27 protein-coding genes, 1 tRNA gene and 1 pseudogene are annotated in these 23,400 nt (G+C 66.8%); 20 read left to right on the top strand and 9 right to left on the bottom strand.

Features of this window, described 5'->3' with window-relative positions; translation table 11 throughout:
• The first annotated feature begins 10 nt into the window (after positions 1-10).
• The 3 genes from eda to ABLE38_RS18990 all read left to right on the top strand — a co-directional run bounded on the left by eda (position 11) and on the right by ABLE38_RS18990 (position 1,630).
• Positions 11-601: a bifunctional 4-hydroxy-2-oxoglutarate aldolase/2-dehydro-3-deoxy-phosphogluconate aldolase gene (gene eda, locus ABLE38_RS18980; protein ID WP_348975859.1), complete on the top strand. Its 591-nt coding sequence runs from the start codon at positions 11-13 to the stop codon at positions 599-601.
• The gene (locus ABLE38_RS18985) at positions 598-1,074 is read left to right on the top strand and encodes a DUF5946 family protein (RefSeq protein WP_348975800.1); all 477 of its coding nucleotides are present in this window, start codon (positions 598-600) and stop codon (positions 1,072-1,074) included. The genes eda and ABLE38_RS18985 overlap by 4 nt, the downstream gene beginning before the upstream one ends.
• An 88-nt stretch (positions 1,075-1,162) precedes the next feature.
• Positions 1,163-1,630 (top strand): group III truncated hemoglobin, encoded by a 468-nt coding sequence (locus ABLE38_RS18990; RefSeq protein ID WP_348975801.1) that lies wholly within the window; start codon positions 1,163-1,165, stop codon positions 1,628-1,630.
• Positions 1,631-1,774: 144 nt separating this feature from the next.
• Here ABLE38_RS18990 and mltG read toward each other — a convergent pair whose 3' ends face one another.
• The 7 genes and pseudogenes from mltG to fabD form a co-directional block, all read right to left on the bottom strand.
• Complete coding sequence (mltG, locus tag ABLE38_RS18995; RefSeq protein WP_348975860.1) at positions 1,775-2,686, bottom strand: endolytic transglycosylase MltG; 912 nt, start codon at positions 2,684-2,686, stop codon at positions 1,775-1,777.
• 106 nt (positions 2,687-2,792) lie between these two features.
• The gene (gene fabF, locus ABLE38_RS19000) at positions 2,793-4,052 is read right to left on the bottom strand and encodes a beta-ketoacyl-ACP synthase II (RefSeq protein WP_348975802.1); all 1,260 of its coding nucleotides are present in this window, start codon (positions 4,050-4,052) and stop codon (positions 2,793-2,795) included.
• 163 nt (positions 4,053-4,215) lie between these two features.
• Entirely contained in the window at positions 4,216-4,464 is a 249-nt protein-coding gene (locus ABLE38_RS19005; protein ID WP_348975803.1) for an acyl carrier protein, read from the bottom strand.
• 100 nt (positions 4,465-4,564) lie between these two features.
• Entirely contained in the window at positions 4,565-5,098 is a 534-nt protein-coding gene (locus ABLE38_RS19010) for a hypothetical protein (protein WP_348975804.1), read from the bottom strand.
• Positions 5,099-5,126: 28 nt separating this feature from the next.
• Positions 5,127-5,864, bottom strand: a complete 738-nt coding sequence (gene fabG / locus ABLE38_RS19015; RefSeq protein WP_348975805.1) for a 3-oxoacyl-[acyl-carrier-protein] reductase — start codon at positions 5,862-5,864, stop codon at positions 5,127-5,129.
• A 22-nt stretch (positions 5,865-5,886) separates the two neighbouring features.
• A pseudogene (locus tag ABLE38_RS19020) lies at positions 5,887-6,310 on the bottom strand (GxxExxY protein).
• Between the two features lie 54 nt (positions 6,311-6,364).
• On the bottom strand, positions 6,365-7,300 hold the full coding sequence (gene fabD / locus ABLE38_RS19025; protein WP_348975806.1) for an ACP S-malonyltransferase: 936 nt from the start codon (positions 7,298-7,300) through the stop codon (positions 6,365-6,367).
• Positions 7,301-7,518: 218 nt separating this feature from the next.
• Between fabD and ABLE38_RS19030 the strand changes: the two genes are divergently transcribed.
• The 10 genes from ABLE38_RS19030 (at position 7,519) to ABLE38_RS19075 (ending at position 13,636) form a co-directional block, all read left to right on the top strand.
• Positions 7,519-7,830: an RcnB family protein gene (locus tag ABLE38_RS19030; RefSeq protein ID WP_348975807.1), complete on the top strand. Its 312-nt coding sequence runs from the start codon at positions 7,519-7,521 to the stop codon at positions 7,828-7,830.
• A gap of 140 nt (positions 7,831-7,970) precedes the next feature.
• Positions 7,971-8,942, top strand: coding sequence for a hypothetical protein (locus ABLE38_RS19035; RefSeq protein WP_348975808.1), 972 nt, complete (start codon positions 7,971-7,973; stop codon positions 8,940-8,942).
• A gap of 32 nt (positions 8,943-8,974) precedes the next feature.
• On the top strand, positions 8,975-10,036 hold the full coding sequence (locus tag ABLE38_RS19040; protein ID WP_348975809.1) for an alpha/beta fold hydrolase: 1,062 nt from the start codon (positions 8,975-8,977) through the stop codon (positions 10,034-10,036).
• 181 nt (positions 10,037-10,217) lie between these two features.
• Positions 10,218-10,616 (top strand): 30S ribosomal protein S6, encoded by a 399-nt coding sequence (rpsF, locus tag ABLE38_RS19045; protein ID WP_348975810.1) that lies wholly within the window; start codon positions 10,218-10,220, stop codon positions 10,614-10,616.
• A 14-nt stretch (positions 10,617-10,630) separates the two neighbouring features.
• Entirely contained in the window at positions 10,631-10,855 is a 225-nt protein-coding gene (rpsR, locus tag ABLE38_RS19050) for a 30S ribosomal protein S18 (protein ID WP_010543816.1), read from the top strand.
• Between the two features lie 14 nt (positions 10,856-10,869).
• Entirely contained in the window at positions 10,870-11,481 is a 612-nt protein-coding gene (rplI, locus tag ABLE38_RS19055; RefSeq protein WP_348975811.1) for a 50S ribosomal protein L9, read from the top strand.
• 371 nt (positions 11,482-11,852) lie between these two features.
• On the top strand, positions 11,853-11,999 hold the full coding sequence (locus tag ABLE38_RS19060; protein WP_348975812.1) for a hypothetical protein: 147 nt from the start codon (positions 11,853-11,855) through the stop codon (positions 11,997-11,999).
• A gap of 51 nt (positions 12,000-12,050) precedes the next feature.
• Complete coding sequence (locus tag ABLE38_RS19065) at positions 12,051-12,470, top strand: CAP domain-containing protein (RefSeq protein WP_348975861.1); 420 nt, start codon at positions 12,051-12,053, stop codon at positions 12,468-12,470.
• A gap of 117 nt (positions 12,471-12,587) precedes the next feature.
• Positions 12,588-13,295 carry a CAP domain-containing protein gene (locus ABLE38_RS19070; RefSeq protein ID WP_348975813.1) on the top strand — a complete coding sequence of 236 codons (708 nt, stop codon included), beginning with the start codon at positions 12,588-12,590 and terminating at the stop codon, positions 13,293-13,295.
• Between the two features lie 53 nt (positions 13,296-13,348).
• Positions 13,349-13,636 carry a hypothetical protein gene (locus ABLE38_RS19075; RefSeq protein ID WP_348975814.1) on the top strand — a complete coding sequence of 96 codons (288 nt, stop codon included), beginning with the start codon at positions 13,349-13,351 and terminating at the stop codon, positions 13,634-13,636.
• Here ABLE38_RS19075 and ABLE38_RS19080 read toward each other — a convergent pair.
• Both ABLE38_RS19080 and mutL read right to left on the bottom strand, forming a co-directional pair.
• Complete coding sequence (locus ABLE38_RS19080) at positions 13,633-13,767, bottom strand: hypothetical protein (protein WP_348975815.1); 135 nt, start codon at positions 13,765-13,767, stop codon at positions 13,633-13,635. The two genes, ABLE38_RS19075 and ABLE38_RS19080, sit on opposite strands and share 4 nt — an antisense overlap.
• 16 nt (positions 13,768-13,783) lie before the next feature.
• On the bottom strand, positions 13,784-15,568 hold the full coding sequence (gene mutL / locus ABLE38_RS19085) for a DNA mismatch repair endonuclease MutL (protein ID WP_348975816.1): 1,785 nt from the start codon (positions 15,566-15,568) through the stop codon (positions 13,784-13,786).
• A 149-nt stretch (positions 15,569-15,717) separates the two neighbouring features.
• Between mutL and ABLE38_RS19090 the strand changes: the two genes are divergently transcribed.
• From ABLE38_RS19090 to ABLE38_RS19120, 7 genes are all read left to right on the top strand, one after another.
• The gene (locus ABLE38_RS19090) at positions 15,718-16,758 is read left to right on the top strand and encodes a rod shape-determining protein (protein ID WP_348975817.1); all 1,041 of its coding nucleotides are present in this window, start codon (positions 15,718-15,720) and stop codon (positions 16,756-16,758) included.
• A 17-nt stretch (positions 16,759-16,775) separates the two neighbouring features.
• Positions 16,776-17,681, top strand: coding sequence for a rod shape-determining protein MreC (gene mreC / locus ABLE38_RS19095; protein ID WP_348975818.1), 906 nt, complete (start codon positions 16,776-16,778; stop codon positions 17,679-17,681).
• Positions 17,682-17,683: 2 nt separating this feature from the next.
• Entirely contained in the window at positions 17,684-18,190 is a 507-nt protein-coding gene (mreD, locus tag ABLE38_RS19100) for a rod shape-determining protein MreD (protein ID WP_348975819.1), read from the top strand.
• On the top strand, positions 18,190-20,223 hold the full coding sequence (gene mrdA, locus ABLE38_RS19105) for a penicillin-binding protein 2 (RefSeq protein ID WP_348975820.1): 2,034 nt from the start codon (positions 18,190-18,192) through the stop codon (positions 20,221-20,223). The genes mreD and mrdA overlap by 1 nt, the downstream gene beginning before the upstream one ends.
• Positions 20,223-21,359: a rod shape-determining protein RodA gene (gene rodA / locus ABLE38_RS19110; RefSeq protein ID WP_348975821.1), complete on the top strand. Its 1,137-nt coding sequence runs from the start codon at positions 20,223-20,225 to the stop codon at positions 21,357-21,359. Before mrdA ends, rodA begins: the two co-directional genes overlap by 1 nt.
• Positions 21,360-21,460: 101 nt before the next feature.
• Positions 21,461-21,536 (top strand) — tRNA-Lys (locus tag ABLE38_RS19115).
• A 237-nt stretch (positions 21,537-21,773) separates the two neighbouring features.
• Positions 21,774-23,291, top strand: a complete 1,518-nt coding sequence (locus ABLE38_RS19120) for an arylsulfatase (protein WP_348975822.1) — start codon at positions 21,774-21,776, stop codon at positions 23,289-23,291.
• Positions 23,292-23,400: the final 109 nt, after the last annotated feature.

Raw genomic sequence — 23,400 nt, forward strand, 5'->3', positions numbered from 1 at the left:
CGAAGCCATCATGCAGACCGCGCCGGTGATCCCGGTGCTCGTGATCGAAGACGCCGCCACGGCGCGCCCGCTGGCCGAGGCGCTGGTCAAGGGCGGGCTGCGCGTGCTCGAAGTGACGCTGCGCACCGGCGCGGCGCTCGAAGCGATCGCCGAGATGAAGAAGGTCGAGGGCGCGATCGTCGGCGCGGGCACGGTGGTCAACACCGACCAGTTCGAGCAGGTGATGAAATCCGATGCCGAGTTCATCGTCTCGCCAGGCCTGACCGATCGCCTGGGCGACGCGATCTCGCGCAGCGGCGTGCCGTACCTGCCCGGCATCGCCAATGCCGGCGACATCATGCGCGGGCTCGACCTAGGGCTGACCCACTTCAAGTTCTTCCCGGCCGAGACCTCGGGCGGCCTGAAGGCGCTCAAGGCGCTCGCCGCGCCCTTCTACCAGTGCAAGTTCTGCCCGACCGGCGGCATCTCGGCGGCGACCGCGCCCGAGTGGCTGGCGTTCGATCCGATCCTGTGCGTCGGCGGGTCGTGGGTCACGCCCAAGGGCGCGAGCTACGAACAGGTCGAGGCGCTGGCGCGGGAAGCGGCGTCGCTACCGCGATGAGCGAGACTGCCTGCTGCGGGTGCGGCGGCCGCTTCCCCGACATCGCCGGCCCTACCCATCCCTATATGCTGTCGTCTCCCGGCTGCTGGGCGGCCTATGGCGAAGTGCTGGCGCGCGAATATGCCGATCCGGCGCTGTTCGCGGCCTGCCACCGGCTGACCGTCGATGCCTATGCGATCCAGCATCCGGGCAATGCGGACGATCCGCGCGCGGTGCGATCGGTGTGGCTGCACTTCGCCGCGCTCCACGCGGTGTTCGCGCACGGCTATGCGCTCGACGCGGCGACCGGATTGCTGCAGCGGCTGGCGGGGCAGGACTTTCCGGCGCTGCCCGGACCTGCGCCGATCTGGGAGGTGACTCTCGCCGACCTCAATGCCGCCGATCACGCGGCGGAGATGCGGCGCTGGGCGGAAGGGGCATATCGGGGATGGCGTCCGCTGCTGGCTGAGGCGGTCGAGAGGATGATCGCCTGAGGCCCCGGCTTTCGCCGGCGTGACGGCTATAGATGCTGGGACCGAATGTCCCATTTCCTTTGCCGGTACCCGTCCCCAGATAGCTGCGATGGACAAGACCGGCACGCCCTCCCCCCATGCCACCGCGATGCGCGACGAGAAAAGGCGCGCGGCGGCCGAGATGGGGATCGACGACGCGTTCGTTTCCGCGCTGGTCGATCGCTTCTATGGCCGGATCCAGGCCGATCCGGTGCTGGGCCCGGTCTTCGCCGCGCGGATCACCGACTGGACGCCGCATCTGGCGCAGATGAAGCGGTTCTGGCGCTCGATCCTGTTCAGCAGCGGCGAGTATCTCGGCCGGCCGATGCCCCTACACCTCGCCATCCCCGGGCTCGACAAGGCCATGTTCGCACGCTGGCTCGACCTATTTGCGGCGACGCTGGCCGAGATTGGCGGCGGGGATGCCGCCGCGCATGTCCATGAGCGGGCGCGGATGATCGCCAACAGCTTCCTCAACGGAATCGCGATCCACCATCACGGGAAGCTGGGAATGGGACCGGGCGAAGGGTTCGCTTGAACTTGATCTCTCTCCCTTTGGGAGAGGGAGGGAGCCGACACAATCGGCGGAAGGGTGAGGGTCGTCGGACATCACTCGCCCTCACCCTTCCCACCGCCTTCAGCGGCGGCCCCTTCCCTCCCACAAGGGGAGAGGGAAAGTGGATCACATCTCCCCGCGCGCCCGGCGAATCGCGTACCATTTCTGCACGTTGGCGTTGTGCTGCTCGAGCGTGTCGGCGAATACGTGGCCGCCGGTGCCGTCCGCGACGAAATAGAGCGCCGACGAGCTCGCCGGATCGAGCACCGCGTCGATGCTGGCGCGGCCCGGGTTGGTGATCGGGCCAGCGGGCAGGCCGGTCATCTCATAGGTATTGTAGGCGTTCTTCGCGTGCACTTCGGAGAGCAAAGGGCGGCGGCCGAGCGGCTTGCCCTTGGTGATCGGGTAGATGAAGGTCGGGTCGGCCTGGAGCGGCATGTTCTGCTTGAGGCGGTTGCCATAGACGGCGGCGACCGTGCGGCGCTCTTCGGGCTTGCCGGTTTCCTTCTCGACGATCGAAGCGAGCGTCAGCGCGTCGCGCGGATCGCCGACCGCGATGCCGGGCTTGCGCGCTTCCCAGGCCTTGGCGAGATAATTGGCCATCGCCTTCTGCATGCGATCGAGCACGCCCTGGCGGGTGTCGCCGCGATTATAGGCATAGCTGTCGGGCAGCACGGTGCCCTCGACGGGCACCTCGATCTCGCCGGTGAGTTGCGGCGCCTTCATCAGCGTCTCGTAGACCACGATCGAGGGCGTGCCCTCGGGGATGGTGACGAAGCGCTGGAGGGTGCGCCCCCCCTGCATCATCTTGAGGATGTCGAACTGGCTGAGATGTGCCGGCACGCGATATTCGCCTGCCTTGATCGCGTCCTTGCTGCCGAAGACCTTGGCGAGGACGAGGAACTGGCGCGCCGATCCGATCGCGCCGGCCTTTTCGAGCTCGGTCGCAGCCCTCGAGAGGCTGGCGCCCTCGGGGATCATCACGGTCAGGTTCTGGCGCGCCGGCCCTGCCCCGCCCCAGAGCTGGAGCACGCCCATGACGAGCGCCACCAGCACCAGGATGCCGACGAGCAGCGCGCAGCCGCCCAGCCGCCGCTTGCGCGGCCGGGCGGAGCTTGCGGCCGTTGCCGGCGCGGGCGTGTCCTCAGACAGCCTTCATCACCAGGCTGGCATTGGTGCCGCCAAAGCCGAACGAGTTGTTCAGCACGGCCTTGACCTTGCGCTCCTTGGCCTTGTGCGGGACGAGATCGACGCCTGCGCAATTCTCGCTCGGATTGTCGAGGTTGAGCGTCGGCGGCACGATCTGGTCGCGCAGCGCCAGGATGCAGAAGATGCTTTCCACCGCGCCGGCGCCGCCGAGCAGGTGGCCGATCGCCGACTTGGTCGAGCTCATCGACAAGCCACTGATGGCGTCACCGAAAAGACGACGCACCGCGCCAAGCTCGAGCTCGTCGCCGAGCGGCGTCGAGGTGCCGTGCGCGTTGATATAGTCGATGTCCGACAGGTCGAGGCCCGACTTCTTCACCGCCATCTGCATCGAGCGGAACGCGCCCGAGCCCTCGGGATGCGGCGCGGTCACGTGATAGGCGTCGCCCGACAGGCCATAGCCGACGACTTCGGCATAGATCTTCGCGCCGCGCGCCTTGGCATGCTCATATTCCTCGAGCACGACCACGCCGGCGCCCTCGCCCATGACGAAGCCGTCACGGTCCTGGTCCCAGGGGCGGCTGGCGCGCCACGGCTCGTCGCGGAAGCCGGTGGAGAGCGCGCGAGCCTGGCCGAAGCCGGCGATGCCGATCGGGCAGACCGTGCTCTCGGCGCCGCCGGCGAGCATGATGTCGGCATCGTCCATCGCGATCATCCGCGCGGCGTCGCCGATCGAATGCGCGCCGGTCGAGCAGGCGGTGACCACGGCGTGGTTCGGGCCCATCAGGCCGTATTTGATGCTGACCTGGCCCGAGATCAGGTTGATCAGGCGGCCATGGACGAAGTGCGGGCTGACGCGCTTCGGGCCCTTTTCGGCGAGCACGAGCGATTCGCTCTCGATGCCCGGCAGGCCGCCGATGCCCGAGCCGATCGAGCAGCCGGCGCGGAAGCGGGTCGCCTCGTCCATGTTGAGCAGCCCGGCATCCTCGATCGCCTGGCCGGCGGCATCGATGCCGTAGATAATGAACGGATCGACCTGGCGCTGGACCTTGTGGTCGACGCGCTTGCCGGGATCGAAGCCATATTCATGCTCCGGACCCTTCACTTCGCAGGCATAGTTGCTCTGGAAGTCGGTCGCGTCGAAGCGCGTGATCGTGCCCGCACCCGACTTGGCTGCGATGATGTTCTTCCAGGCAGTCTCGACATCCGCACCCAGCGGGGTGACGAGGCCAAGGCCGGTTACGACTACACGACGCATCCGTCTTCTCCGTCCAACTTCTAAAGCTGCACACGAAGCCCTTGATAAATCAAGGTTTTCGCGGCCAAAAACAAAACGGCTCCCCGCCCAACTCTTTTCGAGCCCGGGACGGGGAGCCGCTGATTCACGCTCGGCCCATAAGGGCGCGATCGCCCGGAGGCGATCAGCCCTCCTTGTGCTCGGAGATGTAGGTCACTGCGTCGCCGACGGTGGTGATCTTCTCCGCTGCATCGTCGGGGATCTCGACGCCGAATTCTTCCTCGAACGCCATCACCAGCTCGACGATGTCGAGGCTGTCCGCGCCCAGATCATCGATGAAGCTCGCCGTCAACGTAACGTCGTTGGCATCGACACCGAGATGGTCGACGACAAGCGCGGTCACGCGGGTGGTGATCTCTTCCTGGTTGGCCATGGTCCCTGTTTTCCTTTGTAGCTAGGGGCTCAATTCGTTGGAACGCACCTAGATCGCACATGGTGCCGTTGCAAGAGGGTGCGCGCACGGGCGCGCAAGGTTACGCTGCCGAGAATTGCCAGGCGCTGTAGCGCACGGTGCTCAGGAACAGAAAATACTTGTTGAGGAGCATCGCATTGGCGCGAGTCTGCTTCGCCTCGTCGGTGACCGAGGCGATCACCAGGCCCTGCATCTCGGTGGTGGTGAGCGGACGATTGCGCGCGTCTTCGGGCAGCGCGTCAAACTGGCTCTCGAGTTCGGCGGTGTCGAAGCCCTGCGCGGTGACCGCCTGCTCGGCGATCGGCTGACCGAGCTTGGCGAGCGTGTAGACCCGCGCCGCCTCTAGCGCCGCTTCGGACCATTTATTCTCGTCGGCGCATTCCTTGGCGGCGATCGAGATGCCGCTGCCGATCGCGGGATCATAGGTGGGCCGCGGCGACGGCTCGCCCATGTTGCGGGTGACATCCTTGGCGATCTGGGCGGTGAGCGCGGGCTTGAGCTTGCCGATCACGCAATCGATCGTGGCAAGGTCGGCAGCCTGGGCGGGAACCGCGAAGGCGGCCGCTGCGAGGGCGGCAAATCCGAAAATACGCATAGACTTCAAACTCCAGCCCCCTGGACGATCACAGCATCGCCATCCCGCCGTTCACATGCAAGGTCTGACCGGTGACATAGCCCGCTTCCTTGCTGGCGAGATAGACAACCGCGGCGCCGATATCCTCGCCAGTGCCGAGATCGCCGGCCGGGATCTTGCCTAGCAGCGCGGCCTTCTGCGCCTCGGGCAGCACGTCGGTCATCGCCGAGCGGATGAAGCCGGGGGCGACACAGTTCACCGTCACGCCGCGGCTGCCCAGCTCCTGCGCGACCGCCTTGGACATGCCGACCAGCCCGGCCTTGGACGCGGCATAGTTGGCCTGGCCCGGATTGCCGGTGGCGCCCACGACCGAGGTGATCGAGATGATGCGGCCGAATCGGGCCTTCATCATCGGCTTGGCGGCGGCGCGGATCAAGCGGAAGGCGGCTTCGAGATTGACCGTGATGACCTGGTCCCACTCCTCGTCCTTCATCCGCATGGTGAGGTTGTCGCGAGTGACGCCGGCATTGTTGACGAGGATATCGAGCTTGCCGAGCGCCTCGACCGCCTGGAGGACGAGCGCATCGACCTGCGCCGCATCGGACAGGTTGCACGGCAGCGCGACATGGTCGCCGCCGAGCTCGGCGTGGAAGGCCTCAAGCTTCTCGGCGTTGCTGCCCGAGACGGCGAGCCGGGCGCCCTGCGCGGCCAGCGCCTTGGCGATCGCCGAACCGATCCCGCCCGAGGCGCCGGTGACGAGGGCGGTCATGCCAGTGAGGTCGAACATCATAATCTCCAGAAGAAAGAAGTTATTGGTTCACGGGGAGGCGCGGAGACGCGGAGGGGGAATAGTCGTTCACGATTCGCCTAAGACCCTCCTTCAGCGTCGCGCCGCCGAAGTTGATCAGCAGCCCTACGGGCCGTTTGGTCAGACGCAAATAGGTGAGAAGCTGTTTTTGCATGCGCGGCGGTCAGCCGTTCGACGGACTTGATCTCAACCAGCAAGCGCTCTTCCACGAGCAGATCAATACGGAACGCAGCCTCGAACCGAAGGTCATCGAACTCGATATCGATCGGCCGCTGGCGCGCTACCACGTACCCCATGGCAGCCAGCTTGCTGGCAAGGATTGCCTCGTAGACGCTCTCAAGAAGGCCAGGCCCAAGCTCGCGATGCAGTCGCAACGCCACATCGACGACGTCGCCACTGATCTGCTCGATATCCTTAGGCTCCATCTCCGCGCCTCCGCGTCTCCGCGTGAACCTCTCTCTTTCTTCTATTGCGCCAATTTACAGGCTCTTCGCCAGCGCCTCGATGTCTTCCATCGTCACCACGCTCACCGGCGCGGCGTCGGGGGTGATGCGCTTGACCATGCCGCCGAGGACCTTGCCGCCGAGCTCGACATAGTCGGTGACGCCCGCCGCGAACATCGCCAGCACCGATTCGCGCCAGCGGACCATGCCGGTGATCTGCTCGACGAGGAGCTTGGCGATCGTGTCGGGGTCGGCGACCGGAGCGGCGGTGACGTTGGCATAGACCGGCACGAGCGGCGCCTGGATCGAAACCGCCGCGAGCGCCTCTGCCATCGCATCGGCGGCGGGCTGCATCAGCGAGCAGTGGAAGGGCGCGGAAACCGGCAGGAGCAGCGCACGCTTGGCGCCCATCTCCTTGGCGAGCGGCAGCGCGCGCTCGACAGCCTCGCGGTGGCCCGAGATCACCACCTGCGAGGGATCGTTGTCGTTGGCGACGGTGCAGACCTGGCCCTCGGCCGCGGCGTCGGCGATCGCCTGGGCCTTTTCGCGATCGGCGCCGAGGATCGCGGCCATCGCGCCGACGCCGACCGGCACCGCCGCCTGCATGGCGTCCCCGCGCGTGCGCAGCAGCCGGGCGGTGGTGGCGAGGTCGAAGGCGCCGGCGGCGCACAGCGCGGTATATTCGCCGAGCGAATGTCCCGCGACGAAATCGGCCTTGTCGGCGAGGTGGATGCCGCCTTCCTTCTCGAGCACGCGGAGCACAGCGATGGCATTGGCCATGATCGCCGGCTGAGCATTGGCGGTGAGCGTGAGTTGGTCCTCGGGGCCCTCGCTCATCAGCTGGAAGAGCTTCTGGCCGAGTGCCTCATCGACTTCCTGGAAGACTTCGCGCGCGGTCGCGCTCGCATCGGCAAGGGCCTTGCCCATGCCGACGGCCTGGCTGCCCTGGCCGGGGAAGATGAAGGCGCGCATTTTTTCTCTCCTGGTCAGCGGCGTACGTTGGGGCCGCGCGTTAGGCCCGCGCCCTGCCGCGCGCAACCCCGGGGCCCCGGAACCTGAACGCCCGGGACAGGTTTGCGAAACATTGCGACCATTTCGCAATTGCCGAGACACACCCCTGCGACACGGCATCCCCACATAGAGATCAACGCCGGAGCAACCCGGCGCCAGAATAAAAGAGGAGTGAAGCCATGAAGAAGTTCATTCTCGCCGCGACGGTCGCATCGCTGGTCGCCACCCCGGTGCTCGCCGCAGCACCGCAGCACCACGGCCAGCAGACCCGGGTCGTGGTCAAGCAGCAGCCGAGCTATCGCAGCTGGCACAAGGGCGACCGCTTCGACAGCCGCTATGCCCGCAACTATCGCCAGATCGATTATCGCAAGTATCGCGGCCTGCGGGCCCCGCCGCGCGGCTATCGCTATGTCCAGTCGGGCAATGACGCGGTGCTGGTCGGCATCACCTCGGGCGTGATCGCGGCAGTGATCGCCAACGCGATCCGCTAAATCTCGCCTGACATCGCCCCCAGCGGGCACGAAACGGCAGGGCCATGCCCTGCCGTTTTACGTATCGGCAAAGAATCCGACTCCTCGTTTCGGCCGCGTTAGTGTTATGGTTAACGCAATCGACTGGAGGAGTGTGCAGGATGTTCCGGGCAGCCCTTACGGCCCTTGCGCTGACGATTCTGATGCCCCTCGCGGCACATGCGGGCGACCGCGACGATGGCGGCCTTGCGCCCGATTTCGAAGGCCAGGTCGCCTATTTCGGCAATTATACCGGCAAGACCTCGGTCACCGCCGACCAGCGTCGGCGCGACCAGGGCCCCTGCCCCTATCAGGACCAGCGCTGCTACCAGCAGGTCGTCGGCGGCGGCGTGAAGGTGGTGCTGACCTTCGACGGCGAGCATGTGACCGGCTTCTATTACTCGGTCGGCGGGTTCGAGGGGCCGAACGGCCTGCGCGAAGGCACGCTGATCGGGCGCCGCACGCCCGTAGGCTGCGAGCTCTACGAGGCCGACGGCACGATGTGGCAGGCGACGACCTGCGGCTCGAAGGGCTTCCAGGGCCAGATCGTCTCGGTGCGCGGCATCCCGAAACAGTCCGAAGTGAGCTTCTCCACCGTCGGCATGTATCTGCGCGACACCGGCTGGATCACCAAGCTGGGCGAGGACGAGGCGCGGCGCGACCGGCGGATCAACTGGCTCTCCCAGCGGATCGACGGCCCCGGCACGCCCGAGGCCCGCTTCCGCGCCGGCATCGAGCTCGACAGCTATTCGCGCCACTTCCGCGGCATCGACATGGGCCGCGTCGGCGAGCCGGTGCAATCGGGCAAGCGCAGGAAGAACCGCGACTGGTACCTCGACAGCAGCTATGCCCGGCCCGACGGCAGCACCGGCAATATCCGCGGCGTGATGTTCAACGACCGGCTGCGCTGCATCGCCTGGGACGAGGAAGCCTGCGGGCCGATCCACCCGCCCGCGGACTTCCCCAAGCCGCGCGTAGACGATGACGGCGGCTGGCTCTCGCGCAGCCCGGCGCCGATCGTGCCCGGCAACGACCCGCCCCGCCCGCAGCCGCGCCCGCGCGGGAATGGCAGCGGGAACGGGGATCGGTACTAAGTTCCCGAAAAACGAGCACCAAGACCAATATCATGGCTCCCCATAGGTCCCTGGCCGCGCTTGCCGCTCTTCTCCTGGCGACCATCTCGGCAAGCAACGTCGCTGTTGCGGCGCCGGCCCCACCTGGACCGCAGACAAACACCGAGGAAGTACGCATCCCCTCCGAACCGGGCGTGGTCCTGGCGGGAACCCTGCACTTGCCGGCGCGGAAAGGCCCGTACTCCATTCTCATCCTGCAAACCGGCTCGGGCCTGCAGAAGCGCGGCTCCTACCTCTCGCTGCAGCAGCGGCTGAACGATGCGGGGATCGCCACGATCGATTTCGACAAGCGTGGCACCGGCCAGTCGACCGGCATTTTCACCGACACGATGCAGGATATGGAAGCCGATCTCGCCGCCACGATCAAATGGCTGCGCATGCGCGGGGACATCGATGGCAAGCGGATCGCGATCCTCGGCCATAGCCAGGGCGCCGCCGCCGCGCCGATCGTCGCCGACCGTGACGGCGGGCTGGCAGCGATCGTCTTCCTCGCAGGGCCGGTCGGAGAAAGCGGGACAATATTCCTCGACTTCATGCGCGACCATCTGGTCGAGAGCGGACACTCCGCGGACGCCACCAATCGGGTTGTGTCGGCAACCCGCGCCTGGATGGAGGCGCGCCGCCATGGAGCGCCGGGCACGGAAATTGCGCAAGGGCGCCGCGCTGTGGTCTCGGCATTCGTGCGGGCAGGTTTCGACCCGAATGCCGCCGAAGCCACGACCAAGACGATCGATACCGCGCAGGTCCTGTCGATGTACGAAGCCGCGACCGGGCCGGCATTGAAGCGTCTGCGCATCCCGGTTCTCGCCGTGCTTGCCGGCCGCGACCAATCGCCCGACGCCAACGCCGCAGCGGCGACGGCGGCGCTGGCGGAGAATCCCGACGCACTGGTGGTCCAGGTGCCTGGAGCCGGGCACCTCTTCGTCTATCGCCCGGCCGATGCGCCGCCCAATGTCACCCCGCCCGGCGGACGCTGGCTGTTCCCCGAGACCCTCATCGCGCATTGGCTCATCGAGCGGCTCGCGCCCGACGGCGGGAATGGCGCGCAGCGCTGAGGCCTCCCGCTCGCGAGCGCGGTGTTTGCAGGTTGCCTTCGCCCCCTACCTCCGCTAAGGGCGCGCCTTCGTTCGAGTGGGAAGCGATTCCCGCTCGTGCGGATCAATGACTGAGACGACAGCCGGAGGGGCGTTGCACATGGGGTGCGCGTCAGCGATCGGCCAACATGGAAGAGAACGCATGGCTCTGTACGAGCACGTGTTCCTTGCGCGCCAGGATCTGGCACAGGCGCAAGTGGACGCACTGGCGGAAGCCGCCACCAAGATCATCGAGGACAACAACGGCAAGGTCGTGAAGACCGAGACCTGGGGTCTTCGTTCGCTCGCCTATCGCATCGCTAAGAACCGCAAGGCGCATTACGTGATGCTCGAGATCGATGCCCCCGCGGGTGTCGTCGCCGAGCTCGAGCGCCAGACGCAGATCAACGAAGACGTGATCCGCTACATGACCGTCAAGGTTGACGCGCATGAGCAGGGTCCGTCGGTGATCATGCGCAAGGGCGCCGACCGCGAGCGCGGCCGTGGCAACCGTCGCGATCGCGACGATGCCGGCGGCAACACCGGTTTCGGCGGCGAATAAGGGAGATTTGAACCATGGCACGCCCGTTTTTCCGCCGTCGCAAGAGCTGCCCCTTCTCCGCGAAGGACGCGCCCCGGATCGACTATAAGGACGTCCGTCTGCTCCAGGGCTTCGTGTCCGAGCGCGGCAAGATCGTCCCGTCGCGCATCACTTCGGTGAGCGCCAAGAAGCAGCGCGAGCTGGCCCAGGCCATCAAGCGCGCCCGTCACCTGGGCCTGCTGCCCTACATCGTTAAGTAAGGGAGGCTCGACCCATGGAAGTCATTCTGCTGGAGCGCGTCGAGAAGCTCGGCCACATCGGCGACGTGGTGAAGGTCAAGGACGGGTTCGCCCGTAACTACCTGCTCCCGAACAAGAAGGCGCTTCGCTCGAACGCCGCCAATCGCAAGGTCTTCGAGGCCAACCGCGCGCGCATCGAAGCCGACAACGCTTCGCGCCGCTCGGACGCCGAGAAGGAAGCCGGCACGTTCAACGACGTGACCGTCACCCTGATCCGCCAGGCCTCGAACGTCGGCCATCTGTACGGCTCGGTCGCAGTGCGCGATCTGGTCGACGCGCTGGTCGCCGACGGCCACAAGGTCAACAAGGCGCAGATCGTCCTCGACAAGCCGATCAAGGCGATCGGCGTGTACGAAGTCCGCGTCGCGCTTCACCCCGAAGTGGCGGTGACCATCAAGGTCAACGTCGCTCGCTCGCCGGAAGAGGCCGAGATGCAGTCGCAGGGCGTCGACGTGATGAGCGCGATGTTCGAGAAGGACGAGACCGGCTTCGTCGAGGATTACGATCCCAACGCCGAGCCGGGCGCGACCGCCGAAACGCGTGAGGAGGCTCCGGCCGCCGACGCAGGCGAGACCGACGAGGGCTGATCGCCCTTTCGCGTTCGAAGACAGAAAAGGGCCGGCGGAGCGATCCGCCGGCCTTTTTTGCTGTGCGTATTACCGCATTTCGGTGTGCGAATTACTGGGCCCGGCAAGAAAAAGGGGGCGGCATCAACTAATGCCCGCCCCCATCTGCGACCCGAGAGGTGAAAATACGCGCGTTACGGACACGAAACGCAGGCGCCGATCACCGCTGCGAGCGGGATCAAAGCCAATACGACTGGTAGAACCTTGTGCATCTCAACCCGAACCTTTTTCTGTCGCTCGGAATGTAAAACGAGCCCAACCGAGCAAGGTTGCACGCTGCGTTAATCTTTTGTTCGGGGAGTGTTCACCTAAGCCTGGTCTATGAGGGGGCGATGCTGCCCCTCCTGCCCCTCGCGCTGGCGCTGGCCGCGCCCGCCCAGCCCGGACTTGTCCAGTCCGACATCGAAAGCGCGGTGCTCGACGAGATCAATTTCGCGCGCACGCGGCCACGGGACTATGCGGAGCAGCTGCGCGCCTAACGCAAGCGCTTCAAGGGCAAGATCGTCTGGTATCCGGGCAATCCGAATGGGCTGCGGACCAGCGAGGGGACCAGCGCGGTGGACGAGGCGATCCGTTTCCTCGAGCGCCAGGCGCCGCTGCCGCCGATGGCGCCGGCCGCGCTGCTCGCCCAGGCAGCCGGCGACCATGTTCGCGAGCAGGGGCCGCGCGGGGGCACCGGGCACATCTCCGCCGACGGCGCCAATTCGAGCATGCGCGTGCAGCGGCGCGGCGGCGGCACCTATGTGGCCGAGGTGATCACCTATGGCCCGCCGAGCGCGGTGGAAGTGGTGCGCCAGCTGATCGTCGACGATGCGGTGCCTGGCCGCGGGCATCGCAAGGCGCTGTTCGCCGCCGAGATGCGCTATGCCGGCGTCGCCTGCGAGCCACACAAGGAATACCGGGTGATGTGCGTCGCCGATCTCGGCCGCACGGTTAACGGCGCCTACTGACGGGCTACGGTTAACTCCCGAATATCCGCTTGCCTTCTCAAGCGGTTAAGCCAGGATCGCTACCGGTGACAGATCGGACGGGCGCGGGGCCCGGCCGGCTCCGGGGGGAGCACTCGCATGATTGCCAAGGACCGCTGGTTCGCCGCGCTGAGCGCGTGCGCGATGTTCGTCACGAATGCCGCCCACGCCGGCGAGCGCGCCACCGACGTCTCGCGCCTCGAGCGCGACGTGCTCACCGAGATCAACTATGCCCGCCAGCATCCGCACGAATATGCCGAGACGCTGCGCGAATATCGCCGCTATTTCGACGGCCGCGTGCTGTTCCTGCCGGGCGACCGCAACGGCGTGATCACCAATGAGGGCATGGACGCAGTGGACGAGGCGATCGACTTCCTCGAGCACCAGGAACCGCTGGCGCCGCTCGGCCGCGGCGAATTGCTCGTGCTGGCGGCGCAGGACCATGCCGACGACCAGGGCTCGTTCGGCGGCTCGGGCCATGTCTCACGCGATGGCGCGACGCCCGGCGACCGCGTGAAGCGGCGCGGCGGCGACGTCTATGTCGGCGAGGGCATCTGGTATGGCAGCGGCGATGCCGGCGCGGTGGTGCGCAGCCTGATCGTCGACGACGGCGTGCGCTCGCGCGGCCACCGGGCGCTGCTGTTCCAGAGCGACTTCCGCTTCGCCGGAGTCGGCTGCGGCGCGCATCGCCGCTTCGGCAATATCTGTGTGGTTGATTTCAGCGGCACCGCCGACGGCTCGCCGGTGCTCCCCGCCTGGGCCAAGGCGCGCGGCGGCCAGATCTTCCGGATGCCGGCCAAGCGCTGAGCGACACCGAGACGCATTGCCATCGGCTGCGCGATCGTGAAGGATCGCGGCGGATGGGTTATCTCGTACTGTTCCTCGCCGGCGCCTTGCTCTGCAACGCGATCCCGCACCTCGCCGCTGGTCTCCGCGGCGAGCCCTTCCCCACTCCCTTTTCGCGCCCGCGCGGCATCGGGCCGTCTTCCCCCTTGATGAACTTCTATTGGGGCACGGCGAACCTGCTGATCGGGATCTCCGCGCTGCTCAGCTATCCGCTGAAGGACTATGGCGTGTGGCCGGTGATCGCCGGGTGGCTGGTAGTGGGGAGCTATTGCGCCTGGCACTTCGGCAAGGTGCGGCGCTAGAGCCCGAAGGTGCCAGGCCAGTAATGCGCGAGCACGATCCAGGCGAGCAGCAGGAACACTGGGATCATCAGGATCAGCCAGACCCGGAAGGGCAGCAGGTCGACCACCCAGTCGAAAATGAATTCCAGCACGCCCATCGCCTCCCCCTCACTTCCGCCCGAACAGCTTCTCGATATCGCCGTGCGCCAGCTTCACCCAGGTCGGACGGCCATGGTTGCACTGGCCGGAGTGGGGGGTGACTTCCATCTCGCGGAGCAATGCGTTCATCTCGGCGACCGAGAGCACCCGCCCCGCGCGCACCGAGCCGTGGCAGGCCATGGTGGCGGCGACATGATCGAGCTTTTCCTTAAGGCTGAGCGCTTCGTCGAAGCTGGCGAGCTCGTCGGCAAGGTCGGTGACCAGCGCGTGGACGTCGCCCTTCCCCAGCGCGGCGGGGACGGCACGGACGAGCATCGCGCGCGGGCCGAAGCGCTCGAGATCGAGGCCGAACTCCGATAGCTCGCTCGCACGGGCCTCGAGCCGGTCGCAGCCGGGCTCGTCGAGCTCCACGACTTCGGGGACGAGCAGGCCCTGCGACGCGACACCGCCTTCCGCCATGGCGCGGCGCATCCGCTCGAGCACGAGGCGCTCGTGCGCGGCGTGCTGGTCGACCAGGACGAGGCCATCCTCGGCCTCGGCGACAATATAGGTCTTGGCGACCTGGCCGCGGGCGACGCCTAGCGGGTGCCGGACGCTGTGCGGGACGGGCTGGATCGCGGGCTCGGCACGGGCGAGCGGCGGCGGCGCGCTGAAGCTCGGCCGGCGGTCCTGGACGCTGGCATAATTATAATGTGGCTGCGACGCGGGAGCGTAGGCAGGCTCGGCGTCCCAGAGCTGCGGGGCTGGCGGCGCGGCCGGCTCGCTCGTCCACATCCCCAGCGCCGCCTCGCTCGGGCGCTGGACGCTGCGGTGGCCGGCTTCGTCGAGCGCGCGGCGGAGCCCCGATACGATCATGCCGCGGACCAGCGCGGGGTCGCGGAAGCGGACCTCGGTCTTGGCGGGGTGGACGTTGACGTCGACCTGGTCGGCGGGGACCTGGAGGAACAGCGCCACCACCGGATGCCGGTCGCGCGCCAGCATCTCGGCATAGGCGCCGCGGAGCGCGCCGATGAGCAACCGATCCTTCACCGGGCGGCCGTTGACGAAGAGATATTGGTGATCGGCCACGCCGCGATTGAAGGTCGGCAGCCCGGCCACGCCGCCGAGCACAAGCCCCTCGCGCTCGAAATCGATCGCGACGCTGTTTTCGGCAAGCGCGCGGTCGGTGAGGACGGCGACGCGCTCGGGCCCGGTCTCGCCGCCCTGGACCTGGAGCGCCTTGCGCCCGTCATGCTCGACCGAGAAGGCGATGTCTGGCCGCGCCATCGCGAGCCGCTTCATCACGTCGAGGCTGGCGGCATATTCGGCGCGGGCCGAGCGCAGGAACTTGCGGCGCGCCGGCACGCGGCCGAACAGCTGCTCGACTCGCACGCGGGTGCCCGGCGGCAGCGCCGCGGGGCCTTCGGAGATCAGCGCGCCATTGTCGACGACGCGGCTCCATCCCTCGGCGCCGCGCACGCGGCTTTCGAGCGTCATCCGCGCGACGCTGGCGATCGAGGGCAAGGCCTCGCCGCGGAAGCCGAGCGTCGAGACCTGGTCGATCTCGTCATCGGGGAGCTTGGAGGTGGCGTGGCGCTCCAGCGCGAGCGCCATTTCGGGCGGCGACATGCCGCAGCCATCGTCGGTCACTTCGATCAGATCGGTGCCGCCGCCGGCCAGTTTCACGGCGATGCGCGTGGCGCCCGCGTCGATTGCGTTTTCGACCAGTTCTTTCAGCGCGCTGGCAGGGCGTTCGACCACTTCTCCCGCTGCAATTCGGTTGACAAGATGTTCGGGCAGACGGCGTATTGACATGGTCGTTGCTCTAGCCCAAGCGACGGCATCCCGCGACCCCAACCGCATCGCACCAGGCCGGATTTTATCATCCGGCCCGGAAGGGGCCGGACTAGAATCTTGTGATTGAGCTGCGCGGCGGGCGCCCGCGCCGCAGGACGGAACAGTAAATGGCATTTTCCCGCTTTTTCAATTTCATGTCCCACGACATGGCGATCGACCTCGGCACTGCGAACACCGTGGTGTACCTTCGCGGTCGCGGCGTCGTGCTCAACGAACCGTCGGTAGTGGCGGTCGAGACTCTGAACGGCGTCAAGCGCGTGAAGGCAGTTGGTGACGACGCCAAGCTGATGATGGGCAAGACCCCGGGCAGCATCGAGGCGATCCGCCCGCTGCGCGACGGCGTGATCGCCGACATCGACATCGCCGAAGAGATGATCAAGCACTTCATCCGCAAGGTGCACGGCCAGCGGCGCTTCATGCGCTGGCCGCAGATCGTGATCTGCGTGCCTTCGGGCTCCACCTCGGTCGAGCGCCGCGCGATCCGCGATGCCGCGTCGAACGCCGGCGCCTCGCAGGTGTGGCTGATCGAGGAGCCGATGGCGGCCGCGATCGGCGCCGACATGCCGGTGACCGAGCCGATCGGCTCGATGGTCGTCGATATCGGCGGCGGCACCACCGAAGTCGCAGTGCTCTCGCTGCGCGGCCTCGCCTATTCCACCTCGGTGCGCGTCGGCGGCGACAAGATGGACGAGTCGATCGTCTCCTATGTCCGCCGCAACCACAATCTGCTGATCGGCGAAGCCACGGCCGAGCGCATCAAGCAGGAAGTCGGCGTCGCCAAGCCGCCGGCGGACGGCATCGGCCAGACGATCCACATCAAGGGTCGCGACCTGGTCAACGGCGTGCCCAAGGAAATCCAGATCAACCAGGGCCAGATCGCCGAGGCGCTGTCGGAGCCGGTCGGCACGATCGTCGAGGGCGTGCGCATCGCGCTCGAGAACACCGCGCCGGAGCTGGCCGCGGACATCGTCGACCAGGGCATCGTGCTCACCGGCGGCGGCGCGCTGCTCCAGGGCATCGACGAAGTGCTGCGCGACGAGACCGGCCTGCCGGTCACGATCGCCGAGGATCCGCTGACCTGCGTGGCGCTCGGCACTGGCCGTGCGCTCGAGGATCCGGTGTTCCGCGGCGTGCTCATCTCGGTCTAATCGGAAGGCAGGGGGCAATGGCGCCGCCACGCAACCGGCGCCCGGGGTTTTCGCGACGGGCGCAATACGGGCTCTTCCTCGGTTATGTGGGCCTGGTCGGCGGCATGCTGGTCGCGGCCGGCCTGCTGCTGCTGTCGATCTTCAACCCGCCCGCGTTCGGCGCGGTGCGCGGCTTCTTCAGCGAGATCACCACCCCGATCGCATCGGGCTTCAGTTGGGTTCGCGGCGGCGTCGCCGGGGTGCCGGGCGGGGTCTCCTCCTATGTGAACGTGCGCAGCGAGAATGCGCGGCTGAAGAAGCAGATCGCCGACAATCAGCTGCTGGTCGAGCGCGCACGCACGCTCAACCAGGAAAACCGCCACCTGCGCGACATGCTGAAGCTGCGCGACGTCTCCACCGACGCCGTGGTGGTGGCGCGGCTCGTCGCCAGCTCGATGACCAGCACGCGGCGCTATGCCACGCTCAACGCCGGCAACTGGCAGGGCGTGAAGAGCGGGCAGCCCGTGCGCCAGCCCGACGGGCTGATCGGCCAGGTGATCGAGACCAGCCCCAACACCGCGCGCGTGCTGCTGATCGTCGATTCGGAGAGCATCGTGCCGGTGCGTCGCACGCGCGACGGCCTGCCCGCGATCGCCACCGGCCGCGGCGACGGGCTGCTCGACATCCGCTCGGCCAGCGTGGCGACGATGATCTTCCAGCCGGGCGACAGCTTCGTCACCTCGGGCACCGGCGGCATCTTTCCGCCGAACATCCCGGTGGCCCGCGTCATCCGCACCTCGCGCGATATCGCGGTGGCCGCGCCCTCGGCCAATCCCGACGCGCTCGACTTCGCGCTGGTCCAGGCGACCTTCCTGCCAGATCCGACGCCGACCCCCACTCCTACCCCGACCCCCAAGGCAAAGCCCAAGGCCGAGGATCAATAGGCGTGGCCGACTTCATCCCCCTGGGCCGCACCGAGAAGATGCCGCGCAGCCTGTGGTTGGCGCCGCTCTCGGTGGTGCTGGGGTCGCTGGTGACGCTGCTGCCGGTGATTGTCACCGTGCCGGTACTGCCCCCCTTCGGGCTGCTGATGCTGCTTTCCTGGCGGCTGCTGCGCGGCGATTCGATGAAAGTGTGGATGCCGGTGCCGCTCGGCTTCGTCGACGACATGTTCAGCGGCCAGCCGCTGGGCAGCGCGATGCTGCTCTGGTCGGCCGCGATGCTGATGATCGACGTGCTCGACACCCGGCTGGTGTGGCGCGACTTCTGGCAGGACTGGCTGCTCGCCAGCGGCGCGATCGGCTTCGTGCTGATCGGCGGCCGGCTGGTCGCGACTCCCTTCGGCGCGCATGTCGATACCGCGCTGCTGCTCCAGATCATCGTCTCGGCCGCGCTTTTTCCTGTGGTTGCGCGCTTCTGCGCATGGCTGGACCGGGATAAGAAACGAACCTGATGGCCCGGATCACCGAAGCAGCGCAGGCCTATAGTTTTTCCCGCCGCGCGCTGGTGCTCGGCGGCATCCAGGGCGCGGCCGCGCTCGTCCTGGCCGGGCGGATGACCTGGCTCGCCGTGTTCGAGAACGAGCGCTACCGGCTGACCGCCGAGAGCAACCGCGTGCGGCTGACGCTCACTCCGCCGCGCCGCGGCTGGATCGTCGATCGCAGCGGCATCCCGATCGCCAACAACCGCACCGCCTTCCGCGTCGACCTGATCCCCGATCGGATGGAGGAAAAGGAAAAGACGCTGGGCATGCTCCAGCAGATCCTGAGCCTCACCGAAGAGGACATGGAGCGGATCCACACCGACCTGAAGCGCGCATCGGGCTTCCAGCCGGTGCAGGTCTCCGACAGCCTCGACTGGGAGCGCTTCGCCGCGGTGAGCGTGCGCGTGCCCGAAATGCCGGGCGTGCAACCCACCCGCGGCTTCTCGCGCAACTATCCGCTCTCGGCGGGCGTCGCGCACCTGGTCGGCTATGTCGGCACCGCCTCGGTCGAGCAGTACCGCAAGGAAAAGGACCCGCTGCTCGTCGCCCCCGGCTTCAAGCTGGGCAAGGACGGGTTGGAGAAGACGCTGGAGGATCGCCTCCGCGGCACGCCAGGCGCCAAGCGGGTGGAAGTCACCGCGCATGGCCGGCTGGTCAAGGAGCTCGCCACGCGGCCCGACCAGCCGGGCGAGACGGTGAAGCTGACGATCGACGCGCTACTCCAGGAATATGTCGCGCGGCGACTGGGCACCAATTCGGGCTCGGCGGTGGTGATCGACGTGTCGAATGGCGACATCCTGGCGATGGTCTCGATGCCGGCCTATGATCCCAACAGCTTCTCCGACGGCATCAGCCGCAACGAATGGAAGATGCTGAGCGAGGACGACCACGTGCCCTTGATGAACAAGGTGCTGCAGGGTCTCTATCCACCGGGCTCGACGGTGAAGCCGATGAACGGTCTGGCGCTGATGCATGCCGGAGTCGATCCGCATGCGCGCGTGGTCTGCTCGGGCGCGATGCGCGTCGGCAATGGCGTGTTCCACTGCCACAAGAAGAGCGGCCACGGCCCGCTCGACCTCAAGAACGCGATCATGCAGAGCTGCGACATCTATTTCTACGAGATGGTGCGCCGCGTGGGCTATGACGCGGTGGCGCCGATCGCGCGATCGATGGGGCTCGGCCAGAAGTTCGACCTGCCCTTCTCCACCCAGCGCTTCGGCACCGTGCCCGACAGCGCCTGGAAGCTGAAGCGCTACAAGCAGGCGTGGAGCGTGGCGGATTCGCTCAACGCCTCGATCGGCCAGGGCTATGTGCTGGCCAACCCGCTGCAGCTGGCGGTGATGGCGAGCCGGCTGGCCTCGGGCAAGGTGCTGGTGCCGCGGCTGATCGCCGACGCGCCGTTCCAGCAGCCCGAGCCGCTCGCCGCGACGCCCGAGCAGCTCGCGATCATCCGCGATGCGATGTTCGGCGTGATCAATTCGGGCGGTACCGGCGGCGCCGCGCGAATCCAGGTCCCCGGGCTGACGATGGCGGGCAAGACCGGCACCGCGCAGGTGCGCCGCATCACCATGGCGGAGCGCGCCTCGGGCGTGCTCAAGAACGCCTCGCTGCCGTTCAAGCTGCGCGACCACGCGCTGCTGGTGTGCTTCGCGCCGGCGGACAATCCGAAATACGCCGCCGGCATCGTACTCGAGCATAACGGCCACACGATCCGCAACCTCGATACGCCGATGATCGGGCGCGACATCATGACCTTCCTGTTCGATCGCAAGGTGGCGATGGACTCGCTCCACCGCGAGGAGCCGACCTGGGGCGGCGATTACCGCACCCGGATGGCCGAGCAGTCCACAACCTTCGTCGCGGCACAGGCGGCCCCGCCACCCGAAGCGCCCGAGGATGCGGCCGAGGCGGCGAGCAACGTCGCCGCCGAGGCGGCCAACGCCACGACCAGCAACACGATCGACAGCAGCGCAGCCGAACGCGGCAGCGTGGAGGCAGAGTAATGGCCACGCTCCAGTCCTCCGGCCTCGGCCCCTCGGGCATCGTCCCGGGCCCGCTGGCGCAGCTGCCGTGGAAGATCATCCTGCTGGTGATCGCGCTCGGCGCGTTCGACCAGCTGATCCTCTATTCGGCGGCGAGCGCCGACTTCCACAAATGGGCGCTGCCCCAGGGCATCCGCTTCGCGGTGTTCCTCACTATGGCGATCGTGCTCTCGCGCGTGCCGGAGAATTGGTGGGCGTTCGGCTCCCTCCCCGCCTATGCCGGGCTGGTGCTCGCTCTGATCGGGGTGGAGCTGCTCGGCAAGGTCGCGGGCGGCAGCCAGCGCTGGATCAACCTGGGCTTCATGCAGTTCCAGCCCTCCGAGCTGATGAAGCCGATGATCGTGCTCGCCCTGGCGCGCTTCTACGAGATGCTGCCGGTGGGCGAGATACGCAAGTTCGCTGCGATCTGGCCCGCCGCCGTGCTGGTCGGCGTGCCGGCCGCGCTGGTGATGCTGCAGCCAGATCTCGGCACTGCGCTGATGATCTGCTTCGGCGGCGCGACCGTGATGTTCCTGGCCGGTCTGCCACTGCGCTTGTTCATCGGCGGCGCGCTGCTGGTCTCGGTGGCCGCGCCGCTGGCGGTGAACTTCGTCCTGCACGATTATCAGCGCAACCGCGTGATGATCTTCCTCGACCCCGAGAGCGACCCGCTGGGCACCGGCTACCATATCAGCCAGTCCAAGGTGGCGATCGGATCGGGCGGCGTGTTCGGCAAGGGCTTCCTGCAGGGCACGCAGAGCCACCTCGACTATCTGCCGGAGGGCCATACCGACTTCGCGCTGGCGACGATGATGGAGGAATGGGGCCTGCTCGGCGGCTTCTTCCTGATCGGTGCCTTCGGCGCGCTGATCCGCTGGGGGATCGGCGTGAGCATGCGTGCGCAGAGCCGTTTCGCCCGGCTGACCGCTGCGGGGCTCTCTGCGACGATCTTCTATTACTGCGCCATCAACATGGCGATGGTGATGGGCCTGGCGCCTGTGGTGGGCGTGCCGCTGCCGCTGATCAGCTTCGGCGGCACCGCCGTGATGACCTTCATGATCTGCTTCGGAATCCTCCTGTCGATCGACCGCCAGAGCCGCCGCGTGCAGCGTTGGTGATTTTTTCGAAATAAGGGGTTTACAAGCCGCGAGAGGCGCCGCTAAAGGCGCTCCTCCACTGCGGAGGCGCACTCACCAAGAGCGCCGAAACAACCCGGAATGGACGCATAGCTCAGTTGGTAGAGCAGCTGACTCTTAATCAGCGGGTCCTTGGTTCGAGCCCAAGTGCGTCCACCACCTTCCCAAAGACTTGGCAGATATATCGCCGCCTCGCGGGCGCGAATACCGCGGCTCGGACAACATCTTCGGCACCCATTCTCCGGGCGGTCGATTATGCTCCAAGTGTGCCTGCCCCATGCGGCAAACCCCACCTGACCGGGTAAATACCCCCTGCCCTGCGGGCTTGTCCCGATATGCCACTCCGCGACCTCCATGCAGATTTGGTGACAAATCCAGCATGGGAAGGAATCCGTCATGCCCAAGGGTAAACCCAACATCCTCGTGATCTGGGGCGACGATATCGGGTGGCAGAATGTCAGCGCCTACGGGATGGGCACGATGGGCTACACAACGCCCAATATCGACAGCATCGGCCTGCAGGGCGTCCGCTTCAGCGACCATTATGCGCAGTCCTCTTGCACCGCCGGCCGCGCCGCGTTCATCACCGGCCAGTATCCGATCCGCTCGGGGATGACGACGGTGGGCATGCCGGGCGACCTGCTCGGGCTACAGCCGGAATCCCCCTGCCTTGCCGAAGTGATGAAGGCGCAGGGCTATGCGACCGGGCATTTCGGCAAGAGCCACCTAGGCGACCGCAACGAGCATCTGCCGACCAACCACGGCTTCGACGAGTTCTTCGGCAACCTCTACCACCTCAACGTCTCCGAGGAGGAGGAACAGCGCGATTATCAGAGCTTCGCCAAGGCGCATTCGGGCAGCGTCGAAGCCTATGAGGACAAGTTCGGCGCGCGCGGGGTGATTCACAGCTTCGCCACCGATGTCGATGATCCGACGGTCGATCCGCGCTTCGGCAAGGTCGGCAAGCAGAAGATCACCGATACCGGCCCGCTCCATCAGGAGCGGATGCACGACATCGATGGGGGCGAGTTCATCCCCAAGGCGCTCGATTTCATGAAGAAGGCCAAGGACGACGACACGCCGTTCTTCGTCTGGCTCAACTCGAGCCGCATGCACCTTTACACGCGACTGGGCGACGAATGGCGCTATGCGGCGGAGAAATACACCTCCGAAGTCGATCTCCACGGCTCGGGCATGCTCCAGCACGACCATGACGTCGGCACGGTGCTCGACTTCCTGAAGGCCAATGGGCTCGAGGAGGATACGATCGTCTGGTACTCGACCGACAACGGCCCCGAGCACAGCTCCTGGCCACACGGCGGCACCACGCCGTGGCGCGGCGAGAAGATGACCACCTGGGAAGGCGGCGTGCGTGTCATTTCGATGGTGCGCTGGCCGGGCAAGATCGAGCCGGGCAAGATTCTCAACGGCATCCAGGCGCACCAGGACGCCTTCACCACGCTCGCCGCGGCGGCCGGCGTCCCCGACGTCGTGGCGAAGATCAAGGCCGAGAAGCACCAGTATATCGATGGCGTGAACAACCTCGATTACTGGACCGGCAAGGCCAAGGAATCGGCGCGAAACTACATTTTCCACTACAGCGAGAGCAAGCTTACGGCATGTCGACTGGGGCCGTGGAAATGGCATTTCGCGACGGTCGCGGACTATTACGGCAACATCTCCGGACGCAGCAAACCGTTGGTGTTCAACATCCGCATGGACCCGTTCGAGAGCTATGACAGCACCGATGCCTATGGGCACCTGCTTCAGAAGGTCTCGTGGATGGTCGCGCCGATCGGCGAGCTGATGAAGGAGCATCTTGCGACCCTCGCCGAGTTCCCTCCCGTGCAGGGCGGCAAGTCGTTCGACATGTCCAATGTCGTCGAGCAGTTCCTGAGCCACGGGCACGACTGAAACGGCCGCCGGCGTCGGGATGCCGCGCGCCGGCCACCTTCCCCTAGGGGCAGTTCCGATTGGAAGTCCCGGGTTTCGCCCGATGCCCTTGGGCGACGCAACGCGCTTG

Source organism: Sphingomonas sp. KR3-1 (assembly GCF_040049295.1).
In the GTDB taxonomy this organism is placed as follows: domain Bacteria; phylum Pseudomonadota; class Alphaproteobacteria; order Sphingomonadales; family Sphingomonadaceae; genus Sphingomonas.